The organism is Psittacicella hinzii (assembly GCF_003585885.1).
In the GTDB taxonomy this organism is placed as follows: Bacteria; Pseudomonadota; Gammaproteobacteria; order Enterobacterales; family Psittacicellaceae; genus Psittacicella.
The window spans coordinates 18,530-40,600 of the sequence record NZ_NRHC01000037.1 but is presented as its reverse complement, the minus strand read 5'-3'; the positions used below and the strand labels follow the sequence as shown (position 1 = coordinate 40,600).

Genomic DNA, 22,071 nt, shown 5'->3' with positions numbered 1-22,071 from the left:
CACAATATAAAAGGCTATGATTGTAAAATCATAGCCTTTTTTATTGTTTAGCAAAAATGTTTATTCGTTAATCATAATACGTTGAATACGACCAGCTTCTTCTTCCTCTTTACGGATAGTCATAACTTCAACACCACCTGGTATAATCACTAATTGGTGTTCAAATTGCGCTGAATCTTTTTTATCACGAGTAACTGCTGTCCAACCATCTTTTAAAGTACGATCACGCCAGTCACCAGCGTTAATCATAGGTTCGATAGTGAACACCATACCAACTTCCATTGTTTTATCCCAGTTATTTGGGTAGTGTAAAACTTCTGGAGCATGGTGGAATTCATTACCGATACCGTGACCAATGTAACTGCGAACAATTGAGAAGCCATGTGGAGTTACCACTTTACTAATCGCTTCACCAATTTCGTTAAATTTCGCACCTGGTTTACAAATGCGAATAGCTGCATATAAAGATTCTAAAGTAGCGTCAACTAGTTCTTGTGAACGTGGATTAGTTTTGCCGCCAACAATATACATCTTAGAGTTATCACCATAGTAACCATCTTTAATTACCGTTAAATCGATATTTAAAATGTCACCTTCACGTAAAACTTGTTTTTCGTTTGGAATACCATGACAAATAACTTCATTTACTGAAGTACAAATTGATTTTGGAAAACCACGGTAGTTTAAACAAGCTGGTGTCACTTTTTGTACGTTCACCATGTATTCATGGGCAATATCGTTTAACTCTGCAGTTGTTACTCCAGGTTTAACAAACTCTTCCATGTATTCTAGAGCTTGAGCAGCTAAAGCACAAGCTTGACGAATTTTTTCAATTTCTTCGGCAGTATAAATAACAATGCCATCTTCTCTTTTAGTACTCATTATTTTTAACGCCTATTAGTTATTTTGTGAATTAAAAGCTTTAACTAAATTTTCGTATTCACGGATTAAAGAAATTGCGGTAGCAAAATCTTCATGTTCCTGTTGTCCCCAAGTATACTCAAAGAAATAGGAAAAACCATCAATGTTTTTAAAAAATTCCATATTCTTTTGCTGTAAACAAATGAGAGCATAGTCTAAGTAAATATGTAAAAACCATTGCTCGGGATCCATTTTATCAATTCCAAAAGGTTCTTGATATTTTCTTTGTTCAGCTGAGATAGCTTGAGAGTTAAATTGCTGAGAGTTCTCTAAGAATTCTCGAGTATTTTTTAAATGTTGCGTAATTTGTTGTTCAATGCTGTTAGGCATAGCTTACACCTCATTCTTTATTTTAGCCACACGTGCACATGACTTAATGCTTCAACTAATTGATCTGGAGTAATATTGCTAAATGTGTTTGCAGTTGCAAAGGCATTACGCAATTGATTGATAGTTGTTTTATCAGCAAAGTCTGGGTAAATGCTTTTTTGTTCTTTAAGTTTAGCAATTACTTGTGGACTAATGGTTGAAAGTTGTAAGTGCTCAATACCTTTAGCTTCTTGGCTAAGTTTATTTAAAGCTTCTACCATAGTTGAGATAAAAGTATCAATTTGTACTAGGTAAGTATAAAGCTGTTTAGCTAAGATTTGTCTTTGTTCAGAGGTATTTTCACTTAAGATGCTTTCAAAGTGTTTAACTTGATTAAATAGAGTTTGCTCAGTGAAATTAGTAAAACTATTTAAATTAAAAATCTCACTAAAGTAATGACAAAAGCCTTTTAAGTTTTCATCATCAATATTCTTTTCAAGCTTAATTGCAGCTAATGACGGAGCAATAAAACAATGCTCTACATTATTACGATAGTAGTTAAATTCAGCTAAAGCTTCAGCTGATATTTCAAGTTGATTATCTTTAACCTGAATATTTTTATGACAAACTTTAAGAATGTCTGTAACTAACTCATCGCTAGCAGTATCACATACAGCATAACCTGGGTTAAAGGTAATTGTCTGTTGCATTACACTTCGAATAAAATCTATATCTTGGTGTAATTGCTCACGGTCATATTTACCATCTGTATTAAAGATTGCTGCTGAAAATAATGCTTTAGCTGAAATACTTGCATTGCTATTAATCGAAATCGCAATATCACGCGCTAAGGCGTTTGAGGTAGCTTCAAAACCTACTTTGTTGATTTCATTGTTTTCTAAATCTTCTTGCCAGCTAGGCCAGTATTCTTGTAAGTAACTGCGCACTGCTAGAGGCGGAGCAAAATTTACATGCACTTGCCCTTGGTATTTAAGTTTAGAAAGATTACGTAAAACTAAGAGAGCACTCTCTTTATCTTTACTTTTTCCTAAAAGCTCTTGGACATAAGTTTTTGATTCAAAAACTTTATCGTAAGCTAAGAAAATCGGCACGTAATACTGGTTAATCTCTCTATTTTTTAAATAGCCATTTAGCATCATGTTTAACATACCAGTTTTTGGTACTAACAGACGACCAGTACGTGAACGTCCACCTTCAATAAAGAATTCGGTGTCTTGATTGTTTTTAAGTAATTCCGCAATATAGGTTTTGAAAACAACGGCATACAGATAGTTGTTAAAACTACGACGTAAGAAGAACGCGCCTCCACGACGGAAGATTTTTCCTACAGGCCAGAAGTTTAAATTAATCCCTGCTGCAATTAAAGGAGTTTTTATCGCTCCGTAGTTATTAAGTAAATAACTTAAAAGTAAATAGTCTATATGAGATCTATGCGTAGAAACATAGGTTAAAGAAACGTTATCTTGTTTATAGAGTATTTCTAATAAGTTATCTAGTCCTCTAATACTAATCCCAGAGTAGAAACGATTCCATAATTTTTCTAACACAAAGTCATAAGACTTTAATGTTCTAAATTTTGGATCAGCAGCAATTTCTTCAATTAAAGCATAAGCTTGTTTTTGTTGTTGGGCAACTGCAGAGACTGTGTCTTTTACACTGCTATTTTTACCTTCTTTTTTACCTTTGCTTAACGCTTCTTGTACCTGAGGGTCACTAATTACAGAAGTAATTAGATTTTTACGTTTAATTACTGGTTTATTGCTATTACGGCGAGCTAAGATATCTTGATATTTGCTATAGAGATGGTTAGCTAAGCTATGAGCAATAATTTTTTGTTGCTCTGAAGAAAGAGAAGTAAGGTTTGTACCTTCGTTTAATTCTTGAGCAATCTCATGTAGCACTTCTAAGTTTGTACTAGTTTCACTTGAGAGCATGATGTTAATTAGATCTGCAAGTGGTTGTTTAGCATATAGAGTTAAATAGAAGAACTTACGGAAGTTTAAGAATGAAGTTAAACTGTACCAAGCTTTAGTTAGAGCAGAAGCGTTAGGTTCAACACTTGGTTTAGTAATTATATTAGTTCCCCATTGTGGGTAAGCCATAACAAAAACTAAATCTTCTTGAGCAAATAATTTAACTAAGTCATTTTTTAACTGTGGATGTAAAGGATTTTTTTCCGCAGTTAAGTAACCACCTTTTTGAATAAAGATTACAGGAGCATTGTTAAATTTGCCATAGCCTTGGTGACTGATTAAATTTTTATCCCAAGGAAGATTATTGTTTTTAACAGTAGCTGCTAAAGCTTCTAAGGCTAAAGAAGAATCGTAAGGCAGGATATAAATAACTTTTTGTTCAGGAGTTAAGTTATGAGCTATATCCTCTTTAACTATACTACGTAAGCGAGTTAATTTAAATAAGAAACTTGACATACAAATAAATTAGAAAGAAGTTAATAAGCCAAGAATCTTGGCTTATTAACTTCTGTGAAACGGTTACTATTTATGACGCATTGCTGGGAAAAGAATAACATCACGAATAGAAGGTGAATTTGAGAAGATCATAGCTAGACGATCGATACCTAAACCTTCACCTGAAGTTGGAGGAAGACCTTGCTCTAATGCTTCGATAAAGTCTTCATCGTAATCCATAGTTTCATCATCACCAAGATCTTTAGCTTTTAATTGATCTTGGAAACGTCTAGCTTGGTCTTGCGCATCGTTAAGCTCAGAATAAGCATTACCGATTTCACGACCACCAATAAAAAATTCAAAACGATCTGTAAAGAACGGATTTTCATCATTTTGACGAGCTAGAGGTGAAACTTCAAGTGGGTAAGAGTAGATAAATGTAGGTTGAATTAAGTGCTCTTCAGCTACTGCTTCAAATAATTCAGAAATGCAACGACCATGACCCCATGATTTTTCACGTTTAATGCCACGTTGAGCTAATAGACTTTCGCATGTAGCTTCGTCCATGATTTGCGTTTCAGTGATTTCTGGAGCGTATTTCATAATAGCTTCAACCATAGTTAAACGTTCAAAAGGACCTTTGAAGTTGAACACGTGTTCACCGTAAGGAACATCTGTTGTGCCAAGAAGTTCTAAAGCTAAGTGCTCTAGTAACTCTTCTGTTAGTTTCATGTTGTCAAATACATTAGCATATGCCCAGTACCATTCAATCATAGTAAATTCTGGGTTGTGACGTACAGAAACACCTTCATTACGGAAGTTACGGTTTAATTCAAATACACGCTCGAAACCACCAACAACTAAACGTTTTAAGTGTAACTCTGGAGCGATACGTAAATTCATATCCATATCAAGCGCATTGTGGTGCGTGATAAATGGACGAGCTGCAGCACCACCTACTACTGTGTGTAGCATTGGGGTTTCAACTTCTAAGAAACCACGATCAGTTAAGAAGTTTCTAATTTTGCTAATTAATTTAGAACGAATTTCAAAAGTACGACGACTATCTTCGTTCATAATTAAATCTAGATATCTTTTACGATAACGAATTTCTTGATCTTCTAAACCGTGGAATTTATCAGGTAATGGACGTAATGCTTTAGTTAAAATTTGGAAAGAGTTTGCTCTAATTGAAAGTTCACCAGTTTTAGTTTTAAATACTTCACCTTCAAGAGCAACTATGTCACCTAAATCAGTATAGTCTTTGAAGTATGCATAAACATCTTCACCTAATAGATCTTTTGCTAGGTAAGCTTGAATACGACCTTTACCATCTTGGATAGTAATAAACGCAGCTTTACCCATTAAACGTTTTAACATTACACGACCAGCAACTTTTGCTTGGTTTGCTTGTTCTTTTAAAGTTTCAGCTTCTACTTGATCAAACTTTTCATGTAATTCAGTTGAATAGTGATCACGTTTAAAAGTATTAGGGAAAGCGACACCACGAGCTCTTAACTCGTCTAGTTTTTTTGCACGCGCTTCAAATTCATTAGCAATATCATTTTGCTGATTTAAATTTTGATCTGACATAGATTTATATGAAAATTAAAAGTTATAAAAATTAATAGTTTAAAGTTCTAAACAGTAATATATTTTACCATAAATAGCACTTTTACAAGTAGGGATTTTATTGAATACCCATTTTTAATTGAGCTTCAATAAATTTATCTAAATCACCATTTAATACCGCAGTAGGGTTAGATGATTCTACTCCAGTACGCATATCTTTAATACGTGAGTCATCAAGTACATAAGAACGAATTTGTGAACCCCACGCATTTTCAGATTTACTATCTTCAGTGCTTTGTTGCTCTGCACGACGTTTTTCCATCTCTAACTCATAGAGGCGAGATTTTAACTGCTTCATACAGATTTCACGGTTTTGGTGTTGAGAACGAGATTGTTGTGACTGCACAACAATTCCCGTAGGAATATGAGTAATACGTACCGCAGATTCGGTTTTGTTAACGTGTTGACCACCTGCACCAGATGAACGATATACATCCATTTTTAAATCTGCAGGATTGATATCCACTTCAAAACTGTCATCAATTTCAGGGTGAACGTAAACTGAAGCAAATGAAGTATGACGTTTATTATTTGCGTCAAATGGGCTTTTACGTACTAAACGGTGCACACCTGTTTCTGTACGTAAGTAACCATAAGCATATTCACCTTCAATGTATAAAGTACATTGTTTAGTTCCGGCAACATCACCATCGAGGCGATCAATCTCACTTACTTTAAAGTTATGGCTTTCTGCCCATTTACTGTACATACGGATAAGCATGTCTGCCCAGTCTTGCGCTTCCGTACCACCAGAACCAGCATTGAAGTCAATGTAACAATTTGCCTTGTCGTGCGGATTGTTAAACATTACTTTAAATTCTAACTCTTCAATACTCTCTTGGATTTGAAGTAGATTTTGGTAAACAAGCTCTTGATCTTCACCAAGCTCTACAAAGAATTCACGATTTTCTTCGATTTGTTCTTGGCAACTAGCTAGAACGTCAACAATGCTTTCTAGGCTAGATTTTTCTTTACCTAACTCTAAGGCATTACTTGGATTATCCCAAACCTTTGGATCTGCCAATAAGAGATTTACTTCTTCGAGGCGCTCTGTTTTAGTATCAAAAGCAAAGTAAACTTTGAGGCTGGCAACACGATTTAAAAGATCATCAGCTAAGCCAATTACATTAATATTTTCTAGCATATAAGTTAATCTTTAATTGCAAATAATTGATGAGCATTAGCTAAAGTTTGCGCAGCAAACTGTTCTGGAGTCATGCCATACATAGCTGCAATGTAATTTACTACATCAGCAGTGTATGCAGGTTGGTTTTCTTTACCTCTATTTGGCACTGGAGCGAGATAAGGTGCATCAGTTTCAGTTAGAATTCTCTCTACTGGAACTTGTTGTAATACTTCACGTAATTCCGTCGCATTTTTGAAAGTAGCTATACCGCCAACTCCAATGTGGAAGCCAAGAGCTAAAGATCTTTGCGCAATTTCAAGGTTTTCCGTAAAGCAGTGGATCACGCCTTTACGAACCTTAGAAGATTCGATCATATCTAAGGTAACTGGAGAGATATCGCCTCTAGTGTGAATAATTACAGGTAAATCTAACTCTGCCGCAAGTTCTAGTTGTTGAGCAAAGGTTTCTTTTTGCACTTCAAGATGTTCTTTTGTCCAGTAAGTATCTAAACCAATTTCACCAACCGCAACTAAGCGCTTGTTTTCTAAAAAATGCTGACGCATTTTAGCGACATCAAGCTTTTCTTCATGCGCATGGCTAGGGTGGATACCTAGAGCAAAATAGATTTCAGGAAATTGTAGATATTGATCTTTAATCTCCTCGTATTCTTTTTGCATGCATGAAATGTGAATAATTTCTTCTACGCCTCTGTTTTTAGCTTTAGTAATAACATCGGCAAGATCTTTGTGTTCAGTTTCGTAGTTTAAGTAATTTAAATGGCAGTGGGTGTCAATAATGCGCATTTTTTCCTCTGATGTTAATCCTGCTTCTGTAATTGTTTTAAGTAAAACTCTTCAGGATTACTTGAATTCATTAAGCTATAAGTAAAGAGAGCAATTAAAGAAGCAATTTTGTAAGCTATACCTTTAAGAGAATTTTCTCCTGCTAATTGAGGAGAAAAGTGCACAAGTTGAGTTTTAATAACTTGGAGGCGTTCAACGAGATCATACAATTTATCAACATTATCGAGATCTCCAAGATTTTTACTTAAATAGTCTACTGTTTGGTAGAGAGAAGAATCAGTCTCATAGCTAAGCACTAATTCAAGCGAATCTTGAGTTGGGTGTCCCAACACCAAGAAACGTTTACCTATATAAGTAAAGATTTGGCTTAACGCTTCAACTTGCCAGGTAAAAACTTCTATATCATTAGCTGCAAAAGTTTCAATAAAATTTGCAACTTCAAGGGTGTTAAATAGTTCGTGCAACTTAAAGTTTAACTCAATAAACTTTTGTGGAAATTCCTTTTGTTGCATTTTCAGCATTAGCGCAGGTTGTTTTGGGGCTAATGCTTTGAGATAAGCTCGATTTGGTTGATGAATTTCTTGTACGGTAAGAAATTCTTCAATTTGCTCATCGGTTGGCTTATCAAGATTTAACACCATGCAACGGGAGCGAATAGTAGGAAGTACTGAGTATCCTGAAGGTAAACCAATAATAAAATGAGTATGACTTGGTGGTTCCTCAAGAGTTTTTAGCATAGCATTAGCAGAGTAAACGTTGAGCTTAGAGGCGTCATAAATAGTTACAACATTTTGCGCTGAAGTGACAGGCTCGAGTTCAATACGTTCAATCATTGTACGCACACTATCTATGCTGATGTTTTTACTCGCATCTCCTTGTTGAAGATCATATAGATCAGAATTTGAATTTAGATTATATGCTTGACAAGCACGGCATTGTCCACAAGGATAGATTTGCTCTCTATTATGGTTTTCTTTGCATAGAAGAAAACGGGTAAAGAGATTAAATAGGTGTTCTTGACCTATTTGCCCCTCATAAATAAAGAGGTATGCGTGATGTGCCTTAGCATTATGATAAGAGTCTACTAAAAACTGATATGTTTTTTGAAGCCAAGGGTATTGTGCAAGCATAATTTAATCCTAAAATTCAAGTGAAGCAAGAGTTTGCACTAAAGTAAGATACACTGTAGTAAAGCTTTGCTCTGCATTTAATACAGCTAGATAAGTTCCTTTATCATTTTTATAAAGTTCAACGAACCCTCTAGTATTGCTATCAAGATAAGCTAAATTCTCGATTCTTGTAGCTGTAGATTTAAAGTTATCTAGGTATTGCTTATATCCTGCTTCAGTTTGTGCATAAAAGCTGTCACCTTTTGCTTCCATATTATCTTTGTCTCTTACCGCTGAAGAGCGATCTAAGCCAACTTTGTATGGAACATCTACATAGATAATTAAATCAATTTTTGTGGTAGCGTAAATTTGCTCTACAGTTTGGTTAAAGTAATCAACCGAAATTTGTGCAGGATAAGCCTGGTAAGCGTAGGAAGAAATATAACTACGATCGGAGATTACAATTTTGTTTTCTTTTAAAGCCGGAATAACTTTTTGATTTAAAAGTTCATTACGAGAAGCCATGAACAGGAAGAACTCAGTTAAACTCTGAAGTTTAAATGGGCTTGAGAGAAGAATATTACGAATACTTTCACCAAAGTCTGTAGATCCAGGCTCACGTACACTAAAAGTATTGGTTAATTTCGTTTCGAGGGAGTCTTTTAATGTAGTCTTTCCAGAACCATCCAAGCCTTCTAGAACTATATATTTACCTTGAAGCTTCTCTTGGATGATAGGAAATAAAGCTTCTAGTTGTGGGTTTGAAGAGTTCATGAATTCATAAACCTTTAGGTAGCTAGTAAAAATATGTTGTTAATCACAAAATACTTTATAGCTACCCAGGTGGTTTTTGTAGCTTATTTTGTGATTAACTATAGTAAAAATATTGAGTGACAATAGTTAGCCTCATAAATGAATTGAGCAGGCTAACAACTTGAAAAGTAGTTAAAACTTATAATTTTAAATCAGATAATTTAAAGAGAGGTAATTTTATTTACCGTATTTTTGACGATACTCACGGTTAAAAGTATCAACATTCTTTAAATGATCATTGTAGTTAGTCGCAAAGACGTGACGATTTTCACCAAATACAGCCATAAAGTATAAATACTTAGTGTCAGCAGGTTGGGCAGCAGCCATTAAACTATTTTTTGATACCATAGCAATTGGTGTTGGTGGTAACCCTGGAATTGTATAAGTATTATACGGAGTTGGGGTTCTTAAGTCGTTGCGCGTAATATTGCCTTTATATTTATCTCCCATACCGTAAATTACTGTAGGGTCAGCTTGTAATGGCATATTTGCTTTTAAACGATTGTTAAAAACAGAAGAGATTAATTTTGCTTCCTCATCATTGCCTTTTTCTTTTTCAATAATTGAAGCAAGAATTAATAGCTCATATGGAGACTTTGCCATGCTTAAAGCATTGCGTGCATTCCACGCTTGCTCAAGATTAGCCATTAAATGTTGATTAGAGACAATTAAAGCTTGAGATAATGGAGATTTATAATCAATTAAATAAGTATCTGGAGCAAAGTAACCTTCTAAAGATTTAAAACTTTTATCTCCAGAAATTGGTTTTAGGTTTAGTTTAGAAGCAATTTGTTCTTGACTAAGACCTTGGATGTCATTACTTACATTAGCGTCTAAAGAAGTAAATGCTTGATTCCATTGCTTCCATGTACGTCCAGGAATTAGACGCACACTTACCATCATACCTTTTTCACTATTTAAAACTTGTAAAGCTTCTTCTAGATTGCGCGTACTTTTTAAGTCAAAATAAGATGGTTTTAAATTATTAAATTCTGGGTGGAGGTAGATATAGAGTTTAACGCGTAAACTATTTTCGTTACCGATTAATCGTTGAATAACTTTGGTTAAGTTATCTCCTTTTACCACCTGGAAAGGTTGGTTATTGTTAATTAATCTAACTTTGCCGAGGTTAAGAGCATAGTTGTATGTTGCAAAAGCTAAAGCTCCGATTAAAATAACCAAGGCTAAAAGTAAAGTAATTATCTTTTTCATAGGAAAATTTACTGAATGTTTAACTTGCGTTTAAATACTTTACAAGTTAAGAAGTATAAAAGAACTGCAGTTATCGCGAGAAAGCTAAAGTGGATATAGAAAGGTAATTCTAAAGTACGCACATCTATCATGCCATATCTAAAGCCATCTACTATATAACTAATAGGGTTAACATAACTAATTAGCTGTAACCCCATAGGAGCTGAGCTAATTTCGTAGAAAATCCCAGAAATATACATTAGGGGAGTAATAATAAAGGTTAAAGCAAAGGTTAGCTGTTCCCATGATTGCGATAACACCCCATTAATCAACCCTAGTAAAGTAAAAATGAAGGTAGCTAATAAGAAAATAGCTAAAGTCATAAAGAAGTTATCAATTGGGTTAAAACCAATTAATAAAGAGCAACAAATAAAGATTGTTGTACTGATAAAGGTAACTCGAAGTAAACTAGCGAGGAAAGTTGCAAAGATAATATTATGTACACTCACAGGAGCTAATTGTAAATCCTGTAGAGTTTTAGAGTACTTGTGGAGCATTATAAAGTAAGAGCCTTCATCATAACTAGTGTTAATTACATTCATAATAATAAAACCAGAAAGAATGTAGGTCGAGTAGCTAACGCCTCCGATATTATCTATAAAGCTTCCAAGGAGTAAACCAAAGACAACAATGTATAGTAAAGAGTTAATTATAGGATTGATAAGATTTTCAATCCACTCACTTAAGTTGCGACTAATTTCAGAGATTAAAATAGCCAAGATAGAGTTAGCAGTGATTTGACTATGACTACGAGTCTGCATCATTTCAACGTAACTATTTTGTTTTAACTTGTGATACTCTTGAACCTCTTTAGAACCAAAGAATGAAAACAGTTTCATATAGGGATATATTTTTATAAAGGTATGAGATTCTTTTGTAATTAAACCTGCTAACTAGTTAACTAAGGTACGACAAAGCTTAGTTGAGCGCTAATAAAATGAAATTCTTTGAAAAACAATTGGTAATTGGTTTTCAAAGAATTTGCTATTTAAAAAATTAAAGTTTAGTCAACTAAAAATAACCTATTCTTTATGAGTAGCGTCTTCAAAACGCATAAAGATTCTTTCTAAACGGTTTTGTGAGTTTCTTAGAGATTGAATGGTAATCCCTACAGAATCTAAATAGTTAAAACATTTAGAGATACTAATTTCTTTATTGATGATGATTTCTAGAGTCGTATTATTATCTTTTAAAGTAAAAATAACACCTGGATACTCTAGTTTTTGATCAGTGTAACCACTAATGTCTAGAGTATATTGATCATCATTTTCTGAAGTAATTAATTGCTTCATGCTGGTGTTAACTTTAATTTCACCATTTTGAATGATAGCAATATTTTTACATAGGTATTCAGCTTCTTCTAAGTAGTGAGTAGTAAGGATAACTGTAATGCCAAGATTGTTAATTTCTTGTAAGAAATCCCACATTTCACGTCTTAAAGAAACGTCTACCCCTGCAGTAGGTTCGTCAAGAATTAGTAGTTTTGGGTTGTGCATTAGAGCTTTGGCAATCATATAACGACGTGCCATACCACCTGATAATTCACGAGTTGTATTCTGTGCTTTATCAAGTAGGTTCATTTTATCTAACCAATATAAGCCTCTAATCTTTGCTTCATGGAAAGGAATACCATAGTATCCACCTTGAACAATTAATCCCTCTAAAAGGTTAGAGTTAGTATCGTAAATAATTTCTTGAGCAACAACTCCAAGGTTGTTTTTACAAGCAACTATATCTGTATCTTGGTCGTGACCAAATACTTTTACCTTTCCTGAAGTCTTACTGATAATAGAGCTAATAATGTTAATTGTTGTAGATTTACCAGCACCATTGTGACCTAAAAGAGCAAAGAAGTCACCTTCTTTGATTTTTAAGTTAATGTTTTTTAGGGCTTGGAAACCTCCATCATAAACTTTAGTTAGATTTTCAATTTCTAACGCATATTGAGTCATAAAAATATCCTTTTGTGTTTTGACGTTCGTATATATGTAAAACCTAAAATATTATAGCAAATATTTGCAAAAGCTACCTTAAGTTTATATTTAATTAGTTAGAAAATAGTTAATTTAAAGTAAATAAACTCTAGATATATAGGCTCTTAGATATTCTCCGTGAGAGTAACAAAGGAGTAACAAAGGAGTAACAAAGGAGTAACAAAGGAGTAACAAAGGAGTAACAAAGGAGTAACAAAGGAGTAGCTGAGGAGAACTGAGGAGAACTGAGGAGAACTGAGGAGAACTGAGGAGAACTGAGGAGAAACGCATTTGGATGACAGCTCAAGATTATGAGGTGTCATAAAGGCGGTTAATATAATTCTAGCAATGTTAATTAGAATCATAACGGTTACCGCTTGCGAAAATTAAAGTTAGGATATAATAGATCAGACTAATCTGACGAAACTATGCAGAGAAAAGAAAATGAAAAAATTTACCAGATTTCTTTTAGTACTGGGAGCAGCAACCTTTTTAGCTTCTTGTACGACTATGCCAGAGAGCGCTAAGCAACCAATTAGTGTTACAGCTGGAACTGAAGATATAAGTTTTACGCAAAATCAAACAAAATTGCAACAGATTGCTAGTCTTGATTTATCGGGACAAGTTGGGATTATTACAGCTGAAGATAGGTCATCTACTACTTTTACTCTTGATTATCTAGCAAATGGTAATTATCAAGTTAGTTTAAATATTCCTTATTCAACTAAAGTAGCAAAAGTGGAAAAAAAGGATCGTCGATACATTTATTCTAGTGATGGTAAAACTTACTATGCTAATAATGAGCGTGAATTTACGATTGCCTTATTTGGTTTTGCTGTACCTTTAGATTTATTAAAGCAGATTATCTTGGGAATGCCGTTAGAGGGTAGTAGTGATGTTCAGGTGGTGGGAAATGTGTTAAGTAGCCAAGTTTACAATAATGATACATTTATCACCTATGGAAACTATAAATTTGATGGGCAAGTAATAGTTCCGACTGCAATAAGTATTAAACGAGGTGACAATAGTTTACGTATCCGTATCCTTGAGCCTTATAATTTAGACTTAACTCAAAAGTAGAATTGAATAAAAAATTAAAAAGGGATCAGTGGCAAAGCTGATCCCTCAAAATTTTATGTTTGTTAAATATAAGTTATAGATATCAATAATTTAGACAACAAAGCAAATTCTAAATTAATGATTATTATAACTCCTAAAATTATGAATAATGAGAACGGTTATTAAAAAAGATATGCCAGCTAATCTCTTTAATAATGTCTAGTTTATGATGATAGAAGATGAGGAGCCTATCTAAACACCATTCCACCATCTGTTAGGATGGTTTGACCTGTAATATAGTCAGAATCCGTAGAGGCTAAGAAACTAACAAGTTTGGCAACATCATCTGCTACCTGAGGACGACCTACTAAGATGTTTTTAGTAAATGTATCCCAAGCTTGTTTAGGTTCCCAACCTTTATGTTTTACAAAAGCCTCATCAATGCGATCCCACATAGCTGTAGCAGCTACACCTGGGCAGTAAGCATTTACGGTGATATTATATCTAGCTAATTCCTTAGCTGAAGAATGTGTAAATGATCTAACTGCGTGTTTAGTTGCACAGTATAGAGAAAGCATTTCATAAGACTCATGTCCTGCAATAGAACAAGCGTTAATTATTTTCCCGCCGGTCGGTTGCTTTTTCATTTGTTTTGCAGCAACCTGTGTCCCAAACAGTACACCTTTAACGTTAACATCAAAAACAAGATCAAACTTCTCTGATGTTATTTCTTCTAAAGGTTCTACTGACTCTATTCCAGCGTTGTTGACAAAAACATCTACCGAACCGAATGCTTCAACTGCTTTATTTACAAGATTGTCAATGTCGGACTTTTTACGTACGTCACCAACAACAGCTATAACATTATAGCCTTTTTCTTTAAACTCGTTTTCTGTTACAGATAAAAGTTCTTTATTGATATCATGAAGTACTATAGCTAATCCATCTTCAGCAAGTCTGAGGGCTATCCCCTTTCCTAAGCCTCCAGCTGATCCGGTTACAACAGCAACTCTTTGTGACATTATAAACTCCTTAAATCATAAAAACGATTTAAATAAAATAGTTAAAACAAATATAGATTTAATGGTCAGAAAAAAATCTATACGAGAAAATACCCATTTACCTAATGATTAAATGAAATGGATTAAACATAATTTAATATTTAACAAGGTCAAATTTGACCGGTAAATAAAGTAGTAATTATTATTTTATTTAAATATTTATAATCTGCAACAAAAAGTTGTGAAATTGTGATTTATATCACAATTGTGATAAGCTGGTAGACTAATTATTGATCAAAAGAGTTCAAAAATTAATTTTTGAGGTAATTAGGGGATTAGTTAAAAATAAAAGAAATAAAATTTATCCGTTATTTTTATAACTAGTTGCTTAGTTAATTAATTTGATTTATTTTTATTTATTATTGTGAGGTTATAGCAAAACCTCGTTTTACTATAATGCTATGATACGCTTTGAGCTTAGTTAATGCTCCACCTCTAATAACTCTGTAGGGATTAATAAGCTTAATGCCCATAGTTTTTAACTATGGGCATTAAAAAATCTCAATTATAAAGCGTTAAAAAAATAAGTTATTCTACTTTAATACGATTCCAGAAGTTGTTAAAGAATTCTAAGCGAGAAGTTGGAATGTTGTTCATAATCGCTTTTTTGTAAACTTCTTCTGGTGGGAAAAGAGCAGGATCGTTTTGCCATTCTGTAGGCATTAAAGCTTTAACTTTGCTATTTGAAGTTTGGAAACCCATTTCTTCAACAATTCTTAAAGCGATATCAGGGCGAAGAATGAAGTTAATAAACTCATAGGCACCTGCTACGTTTTTCGCTTTTGCAGGAATTGCAAAGTTATCGATCCAAAGGATAGCTCCCTCTTTAGGGTAAACAACTTTTATTTCAGAGTTGCCTTCTAAGTGCGCGCGGAAAGCAGAACCTGTCCAGATCATACCAATGCCTGATTGTCCTTCAATGTAAGGAACTTCTGGAGAGTCAGAATTAAATTGTACTACCTTATTAGAAAGAACTTTTAAATGCTCAAAAGTTTCTTCTACTTGTTCGTCTGTAGCATTGTTAGGGTCATAACCATATGCTAAAAGACCCATAGAGAAGTTATCTAACACGTCGTTTAATAAAGTGATGTTGTTGTATTGTGGTTTCCACAGGTCTTTCCAACTAGTCACTTCTTTAATGTCATACATGTTAGTATTAACTGCTAAAGTAGTAAAACCGTAAGTATAGGGGATAGAGTATTCATTGTTTGGATCATACTCATGTTTTAATAATTCAGGAAGAACGTTATCCATTCTAATCTTGCTGTGGTCCAGCTTACGTAGGTAACCTTCATCTTTTAGTAGGTTAACGTAATAACTAGAAGGGAAGATTAAATCATAACCTTCTCCCTTAACAAGCTTTAGCTTTGAGTATAACTCCTCGTTACTTTCATAAGTAGAGTAGCGAACTTGGATACCAGTTTCATCAGTGAATTGTTTTAATACATCTGTAGGGATATATTCAGTCCAGTTGTAAACGTATAAAACTTTTCCTGGAGTATCTTGATTTGCAAAAGCTGTGTTAAGATTAGATAATGAAAAAAGTGAAACCCCAAAAGCTGTAAAAGCCTTTGCTAGAAATAATTTTTTCAATTTATAAAACCTCATTTTTAAGACTAGTAATCTACTAGTGGTTAATAAAAAGTATGCTTTATAATTGCATGTTTGAGAATAACTTTATTTTCTTATTTTAGCAGAATTTAGAGATTTTAGCAGAATTTACTTTGAAACAGAAAAAAGTTCCTCATGAGAGGAACTTTTTTCTTAAATCGATTATTAATCGTTTTCGTAATTAGGATCTTCACTAACACCGTAGTAGTCAGAAACTACTTTAGTAAAGTAGATATCACCTGATGAGTTTACTGCAGTTTCAACCGAGTCTTGGATAACACCGATTAAGAAACCGATACCAATCATTTGTGCTGAAATTTCAGGTGGGATACCAAATAATGAAGCCGCAATTGGGATCATTAGTAATGAACCGCCTGGAACACCAGAACAACCAATAGCACATAGAGAAGCCACCACACAAGCTAGTAAAGCTGATAAGAAGTGTACTTCAATATTTAAACTTTGCGCTAGAGTAATTGAAAGTACGGTAATAGTTGCCGCAGCTGCTGTTAAGCTAATATTAGCACCTAATGGAATAATAAAAGCAGAAACACTACGTGGGATACCAAAGCCATCTGCAGCTTTTAAGTTAACAGGAATATTTGCCGCTGATGAGCGTGAGAAGAACGCAGGAATACCCGAAATTACCACACACTTAAATAATAAAGGATATGGGTTTTTACGCGTAAAGATAAAGCCAACGATTGGGTAGAAAATAAATTCAATTACTAGGTAAACTGATAATAGTAAAAGAATTAATTGAGCATATTTAGATAACTCTGCTACCCCGTGGTTTACAAGTACATCAGAGAAAATACCAAAAACACCAATTGGTACTAATTGTACAATCCAACCAACTACACGACCTGTTGCGTCAGAGATTTCAAATAAGATGTCTTTAACGTTTTGTTTACAAAAACGGAAAGCCATACCAAAGAATACTGACCAAGTTAGTAATGCTAAGAAGTTAGACTCAACTAAAGCTTTGATTGGGTTTTCAAACATACGTAAGAATTGAGTTTGAAGAACCTGTAAAGCACTTTCTTCTTTAGCTAGTTGAATACTTGAAGCGTCAATACCAACTAAACTAACTTTTACAGGTGGAGCTAGTAAAGTGATGCTAGCTGAAATTAATGCAGAAATAAGAGTTGCTGCTATATAGGTAATAACAATAGCTCTGATGATTTTGTTTGTTCCAGAATCAGCTTTAATAATAGCAGCAATTAGTAAAATAAATACTAAGAAAGGAGCTATAGAGCGTAGTAAAGTAATAAATAATTGCCCTAAAATAGCAACATGAGAAGAAACTACTGGAGCAATATAGTAGAAGCCTAGGGCTAAAATAATTGCGATTAGAATTCGCAAAATCAGGCTACCACGAAATAAATATGAAATAGGCTTTAACATTAGTGAATTACCTCGTAAACAGAAAATAATTATTAAAAAATAGTTATTTAAACTGCGAAATGAACAAGGATCTTTATAAAAATGTATGTGCGAAAAAAAGCCGTTAACACAAACAACAGCCGATACATTACATATAACGGTTAAGTTATATAAACATCAAGAGAGTGATAAGATCTTATTCTTTGCGCTAATGCAAAAGCTTCCAATTTACCCGACGATGCGTACATAGAGTTACAGCACGTAAAAAAATTACTTAAAACTCTATCGACAGCATTTTTAATCATAAGTCTTCCATACAACGGAGGGGATTAAGATTAGGTGATAAACCTATAAGCTAAAGAAGCTTTAAATGTAGCAAAAGTTTATCCCTGCTGTACTTAAATTGAAAGTGACGGTTATATATATACTGTCTCAACTGTCTAAATTAAGGAAAAATTCCTAAAATTATTTTTCCACCTTTTTAATTTTATCTTAAATTAAGTAAAAAGCGAAAAATAATAAGAACGAAAAAATAAATTATAATCGAAAAAACTTCGCTAGTGGTAAAAATATAGTCAAAAAGGTCTAAAACTTTTTAAAAGCGGGATAGAAAATTTTTACAAATAAATTCTAGAAATCAATAGACAATTATTGTATAATACTCTCGATCTCGATATAAAAAGTCATATAGAGTGTCTCCTATATGTATTCATTTTAATTTTTTTATTTAATATATTGGAGTTCTAACGTGGCTAATATCAAATCTGCTAAAAAACGCGCAATTACATCTGAAAAACGTCGTAAACACAACCAATCTTTACGTTCAATGATGCGTACTCACATCAAAAAAGTATACGCTTTAGTTGAAGCTAAAGATATCGACGCAGCTAAAGCTGCATTCGTGGAAATGCAAAAAGTTGTAGACCGTATGGCTTCTAAAAACTTAATCCACGCTAACAAAGCAGCTAACCACAAATCTAAATTAGTAGCTCGTATCCGTGCTGCTGAGGCTGCATTAGCTGAACAAGCTTAATCAGTGTAATTGATATTTTGATATCACGGGTTGAATTTACTTGTAATATGCAAGTGATTTAACAAAATAATAAGGGAGTAGGTTAACAATTACCTACTCCCTTATTTCGTTTGTCTGTTATTTTCCTGTTTGGGCAAAAGTGCAAATGCGCAAATCCCCCTATGTAAAACTTACATAGGGGGATTTTTATTTAATCTCTGTTTGAGTAAGGCTCTTTACTTATAGTAAATTAAGCTTTGCGAACTTGATTTGCCGCAAATAATAAAGTAATACCGTTATCTAAAGTAACTCTTACACGGTCACCGATAACTTCTTTTACCGTACCAGCGCGGTTTTCACCAGCGATAACTTTTTGACCTACAGTGAATGAAGCTGTGAAACGGTTGTTTGGTTTAAAGTTTCTTCTGTCGTCATTGTTACCTGGGCGACGAGCTCCACCTTGGCGATTGTGTGCGCCTGGTTTTCTTGCACCAAAACCTGGTTTTTTGTTAAATGCTGGTTTGCGAACAGGAGCTTTCTTTCTCATGTTCTGACGGTGGTATTGAAGTTCTGCTTCATCAATATCAGCAACAGCTTCACCTTCTAAGTTAAAACGTTTTTTGTGTTTTAACGCAGCTGCGTGGTAATCATCATTACGAATGTAGCTAGCTAAGAATTGACGAATAGCAGATTTACGTAATGGACCGTCTTCAGTAGTTAATTCAAATAATTGTTTATGAACGTCTACCGCTAATGGCTTAATGTTTTCACGATCAATTGCCTTAGGGAATTTAGCGTGTAGAACTTCATAAGTTTCATCTAAACGTTGACGTTTAATTTTTTTCTCTTCAAGAATTCTTTTTTCTTGTTCTGTAAGAGGTTTGCGTTGTGCTGGTTTACGGAAGTTACCACGTGATTGGTTTGGTTTATTACCAAAAGATGGTTTACCATTTCCGCGTGGAGCGCTAGTGCCAAAGCGACGTCCACCAACAGTTGTGCTATTAGAGCGTCTTGTTACATTTGCTCTTGGTGTGAATGATTTTTTTTCTTCTGACATGTTTTTTAATCCCTAGGTGTAAGTGCCTTGCCTATTTATAAATAGGTTTAAGTGAGTTTAATGTATATTGTTTTATGTAAGTAAAAATGAGTTAAGTAAATTAATTTAACTAAAATAACTCAAACTCCTTAGAAAACTTCTCAAACTTTTAGTTTAGAAGTTTAATTGAACAAATGTTTTGGAGTCGCACTTAAGTACATTATACAAATAAAAGATATATTTGTATATCAATTTTTTATTAAAAATAGCAAAACGTGAAACTTTTTTCTAAAAAAGAGTAATAGATCACAAAAATCGCTTATTTTAAATTATCAAAGTTATCGCTATCAAGACTTGCTGTAAGACGTAATTGTCTAAAATAGCTAGTAAATCCGCGGGCTTTGCTATCAAAATAACGGAAAATAGGATTTTGCGGAAGTTTAACTAGGTTTGCTTCAAGATTAGGGGCTAATGCCCAAGATGGTCTTACAAAAGCAATATCAGGGGTAGAGTTACCTAAAGCTAGAGTAAAAATATCATTAGCCAGACGATCAAGAGTTGCTTTTTTACCAACCGTTTGCATAGTGCTAAGTCTAATTAAAAAAGCACTAGTTGCAAAGCTAGAGTCATAGCGTTTTACAAAAAAGTAAGAATTGAGAGGTTTGGTATAAAAAGCATAAGCAAACTTATAATCAAACTCTGGACGATATTTTGGCTCAAAGATAATTTTACAAAGATCAGCGATCTTATTACCTTTATTTAGATGTTCTGCTGTATGGCGATATAGCTCATCTAAATCTGACTTAGCTTCAGCTTGTTGATCTTGTGCAAGATCTACTAAAAAGTTAGTTAAAGCTTGTTCATGTGTAGGTTCGCTTAAACAGATAACATCTGGAGTAATCTTGTATTTAGTAAAACGTTTTAAGTTTTCAAAGAATTCAGGATTGAGGATTGCATGCTTATCTAAAAGTAATACCCATTCATCTTTGCGTGCGAGTAAATCTAGATCGCTTAAGGTGTTTAAGTAAATCTGCTCAAGAACTTCTTTACTTTCTTTTAGGTTGTCTTTTTTCTTGCTAAGAGTTTGATAAATTGCATTCTCTTCTTTTTTAAGGTCTGCAAATGAAGAATCAAGCCATTGTTTACCCTTTGCTTCGCCAAGTATTTGAAAAAGCTTATAAAAGTATTTGCTGCGCAAGATATCATTATCTTTAATTTCTTGTGAGTAAAAATCAGGTTCTTTTTTATAGGGGATATTTTGATAGTCTGCTAAAGAGATTATCTTGTTAGCATCTATATAAGGAATGTTTATCTCTAAAAGCTTTTCCTTAATTTCTTGTAAGTAGATGTCTTCTAACCATTCTTTAGAAAAAAGATGTTGTAGTTCCTGTTTAATAGAGGGGCAAGTAAACTGTAGATTATCAATAAAAACAACTTTCATTAATTAGCCTTAGTAATATGTTTGTTTTTCTTGCTATTATAAACTAATTCAGTTATAAGCTAGAAAAAAAGCTAGAGATAGTCAATAATGTAGAGGAGGCGAACTTAGCTTAAAGTAGCGAGATTGCTCTCTTTAATGTTCTACATTAAAAAAGATCTAAAAACATTTGCATTTACTTTTTGACTATGCTATAATTTTGCGCAGATATTAATATTTATCCGAAACGAAAATCGAATTTCAGATAAAAAGACATTACTATTACGTGGTTGTACTTCAAGATGAAAGGGAATCACCTCTAGTAGTTTTTTAAAGAATATTAGTGTCTCCGTATATAGTGTTAAACGTGAGAGTTCTATATATGGTACGTATAGCAAGGAAAATATTATAAAAACCTATCTTGCACTGGATTAGCGGATAAGATTTGATTGTATGAGGCAATCACTTATCTATACCTTGAGTTGTTCGTTGAATATAACTAGACCTCGGTATGACTAGCTTACAAGAAAGTTAAGAGCTTTCTTCCACTTAATAATTATTTGTCTCTCACCGTAAGCGTCTAATATTTAATATGAAGTAAATGTTAGCTTTATATAGGTAATATTGGAATTTAGTCAATGAACTTACTTAAAGTAAGTAAAATTCATTTAAGCTAATCTGACACTCCTCAATCGAAGGAGATAATATTACTCTTACCTCGTGTTTTTTTATTAGCACATTGAGGTAAGGATTTGTATGTGTTAAATTTTTAATTAATTGGAGCTCTGGGTTAAATGTCTAACCAAAAAAGAATCCGTATCCGTTTAAAGGCTTTCGATCACCGTTTAATCGAGCAGTCTACTAAGGATATTATTGAAACAGCAAAACGTACTGGTGCAGAAGTTCGTGGACCATTCCCTTTACCTACTCGTAAAGAGCGTTTTACTGTACTGATTTCTCCACACGTGAACAAAGATGCACGTGACCAATATGAAATTCGTACTCACAAACGTGTAGTTGATATCGTAGAGCCAACTGAAAAGACAGTAGATGCTCTTATGCGTCTTGATTTAGCTGCTGGTGTGGAAATTAATATCAGTTTAGACTAATTTTTTGACGTTTA

Annotated in this window: 20 protein-coding genes; 4 read left to right on the top strand and 16 right to left on the bottom strand. The window is 33.7% G+C overall.

Annotation, left to right across the window (positions count from 1 at the left end):
• Positions 1 to 60: 60 nt before the first annotated feature.
• From map to CKF54_RS03195, 11 genes are all read right to left on the bottom strand, one after another.
• Positions 61 to 882 carry a type I methionyl aminopeptidase gene (gene map, locus CKF54_RS03245; protein WP_119524851.1) on the bottom strand — a complete coding sequence of 274 codons (822 nt, stop codon included), beginning with the start codon at positions 880 to 882 and terminating at the stop codon, positions 61 to 63.
• A gap of 15 nt (positions 883 to 897) precedes the next feature.
• Positions 898 to 1,251: a YqcC family protein gene (locus CKF54_RS03240; RefSeq protein WP_119524850.1), complete on the bottom strand. Its 354-nt coding sequence runs from the start codon at positions 1,249 to 1,251 to the stop codon at positions 898 to 900.
• A gap of 17 nt (positions 1,252 to 1,268) precedes the next feature.
• The gene (locus tag CKF54_RS03235; RefSeq protein WP_119524849.1) at positions 1,269 to 3,680 is read right to left on the bottom strand and encodes a 1-acyl-sn-glycerol-3-phosphate acyltransferase; all 2,412 of its coding nucleotides are present in this window, start codon (positions 3,678 to 3,680) and stop codon (positions 1,269 to 1,271) included.
• A 66-nt stretch (positions 3,681 to 3,746) separates the two neighbouring features.
• Positions 3,747 to 5,252 carry a lysine--tRNA ligase gene (gene lysS / locus CKF54_RS03230; protein ID WP_119524848.1) on the bottom strand — a complete coding sequence of 502 codons (1,506 nt, stop codon included), beginning with the start codon at positions 5,250 to 5,252 and terminating at the stop codon, positions 3,747 to 3,749.
• 97 nt (positions 5,253 to 5,349) lie between these two features.
• Positions 5,350 to 6,435 carry a peptide chain release factor 2 gene (prfB, locus tag CKF54_RS03225; protein ID WP_119524847.1) on the bottom strand — a complete coding sequence of 362 codons (1,086 nt, stop codon included), beginning with the start codon at positions 6,433 to 6,435 and terminating at the stop codon, positions 5,350 to 5,352.
• Between the two features lie 5 nt (positions 6,436 to 6,440).
• The gene (locus CKF54_RS03220) at positions 6,441 to 7,220 is read right to left on the bottom strand and encodes a TatD family hydrolase (protein ID WP_119524846.1); all 780 of its coding nucleotides are present in this window, start codon (positions 7,218 to 7,220) and stop codon (positions 6,441 to 6,443) included.
• Positions 7,221 to 7,234: 14 nt separating this feature from the next.
• Positions 7,235 to 8,350 carry a hypothetical protein gene (locus CKF54_RS03215; protein WP_119524845.1) on the bottom strand — a complete coding sequence of 372 codons (1,116 nt, stop codon included), beginning with the start codon at positions 8,348 to 8,350 and terminating at the stop codon, positions 7,235 to 7,237.
• 9 nt (positions 8,351 to 8,359) lie between these two features.
• The gene (gene tmk / locus CKF54_RS03210) at positions 8,360 to 9,103 is read right to left on the bottom strand and encodes a dTMP kinase (protein ID WP_119524844.1); all 744 of its coding nucleotides are present in this window, start codon (positions 9,101 to 9,103) and stop codon (positions 8,360 to 8,362) included.
• Positions 9,104 to 9,319: 216 nt separating this feature from the next.
• Positions 9,320 to 10,354 carry an endolytic transglycosylase MltG gene (mltG, locus tag CKF54_RS03205; protein WP_119524843.1) on the bottom strand — a complete coding sequence of 345 codons (1,035 nt, stop codon included), beginning with the start codon at positions 10,352 to 10,354 and terminating at the stop codon, positions 9,320 to 9,322.
• A gap of 8 nt (positions 10,355 to 10,362) precedes the next feature.
• A complete protein-coding gene (locus CKF54_RS03200; protein ID WP_119524842.1) occupies positions 10,363 to 11,232 on the bottom strand; it encodes an ABC transporter permease in 870 nt (289 codons plus the stop codon).
• Between the two features lie 183 nt (positions 11,233 to 11,415).
• The gene (locus CKF54_RS03195) at positions 11,416 to 12,345 is read right to left on the bottom strand and encodes an ABC transporter ATP-binding protein (protein WP_119524841.1); all 930 of its coding nucleotides are present in this window, start codon (positions 12,343 to 12,345) and stop codon (positions 11,416 to 11,418) included.
• A gap of 465 nt (positions 12,346 to 12,810) precedes the next feature.
• On the opposite strand from CKF54_RS03195, the gene lolB reads away from it, so the two are divergent.
• Positions 12,811 to 13,446: a lipoprotein insertase outer membrane protein LolB gene (gene lolB / locus CKF54_RS03190; RefSeq protein WP_119524840.1), complete on the top strand. Its 636-nt coding sequence runs from the start codon at positions 12,811 to 12,813 to the stop codon at positions 13,444 to 13,446.
• Positions 13,447 to 13,673: 227 nt separating this feature from the next.
• Here lolB and CKF54_RS03185 read toward each other — a convergent pair whose 3' ends face one another.
• From CKF54_RS03185 to sstT, 3 genes are all read right to left on the bottom strand, one after another.
• Positions 13,674 to 14,447 (bottom strand): acetoin reductase, encoded by a 774-nt coding sequence (locus tag CKF54_RS03185; protein WP_119524839.1) that lies wholly within the window; start codon positions 14,445 to 14,447, stop codon positions 13,674 to 13,676.
• Between the two features lie 567 nt (positions 14,448 to 15,014).
• A complete protein-coding gene (locus tag CKF54_RS03180) occupies positions 15,015 to 16,079 on the bottom strand; it encodes a PotD/PotF family extracellular solute-binding protein (RefSeq protein WP_222987491.1) in 1,065 nt (354 codons plus the stop codon).
• A 183-nt stretch (positions 16,080 to 16,262) separates the two neighbouring features.
• Positions 16,263 to 17,504 carry a serine/threonine transporter SstT gene (gene sstT, locus CKF54_RS03175; protein WP_119524837.1) on the bottom strand — a complete coding sequence of 414 codons (1,242 nt, stop codon included), beginning with the start codon at positions 17,502 to 17,504 and terminating at the stop codon, positions 16,263 to 16,265.
• 85 nt (positions 17,505 to 17,589) lie between these two features.
• On the opposite strand from sstT, the gene CKF54_RS08130 reads away from it, so the two are divergent.
• Positions 17,590 to 17,733 (top strand): hypothetical protein, encoded by a 144-nt coding sequence (locus tag CKF54_RS08130; RefSeq protein ID WP_222987490.1) that lies wholly within the window; start codon positions 17,590 to 17,592, stop codon positions 17,731 to 17,733.
• Positions 17,734 to 18,231: 498 nt separating this feature from the next.
• Complete coding sequence (gene rpsT, locus CKF54_RS03170) at positions 18,232 to 18,516, top strand: 30S ribosomal protein S20 (RefSeq protein WP_119524836.1); 285 nt, start codon at positions 18,232 to 18,234, stop codon at positions 18,514 to 18,516.
• A 229-nt stretch (positions 18,517 to 18,745) separates the two neighbouring features.
• Here the strand turns inward: rpsT and CKF54_RS03165 are convergent, their stop codons facing one another.
• Together CKF54_RS03165 and CKF54_RS03160 are read right to left on the bottom strand one after the other, a co-directional pair.
• Entirely contained in the window at positions 18,746 to 19,552 is an 807-nt protein-coding gene (locus CKF54_RS03165) for a ProQ/FINO family protein (RefSeq protein WP_119524835.1), read from the bottom strand.
• Positions 19,553 to 19,850: 298 nt separating this feature from the next.
• Positions 19,851 to 20,972 (bottom strand): hypothetical protein, encoded by a 1,122-nt coding sequence (locus CKF54_RS03160; RefSeq protein WP_119524834.1) that lies wholly within the window; start codon positions 20,970 to 20,972, stop codon positions 19,851 to 19,853.
• Positions 20,973 to 21,742: 770 nt separating this feature from the next.
• On the opposite strand from CKF54_RS03160, the gene rpsJ reads away from it, so the two are divergent.
• Positions 21,743 to 22,057, top strand: coding sequence for a 30S ribosomal protein S10 (rpsJ, locus tag CKF54_RS03155; RefSeq protein WP_119524833.1), 315 nt, complete (start codon positions 21,743 to 21,745; stop codon positions 22,055 to 22,057).
• Positions 22,058 to 22,071 lie beyond the last annotated feature (14 nt).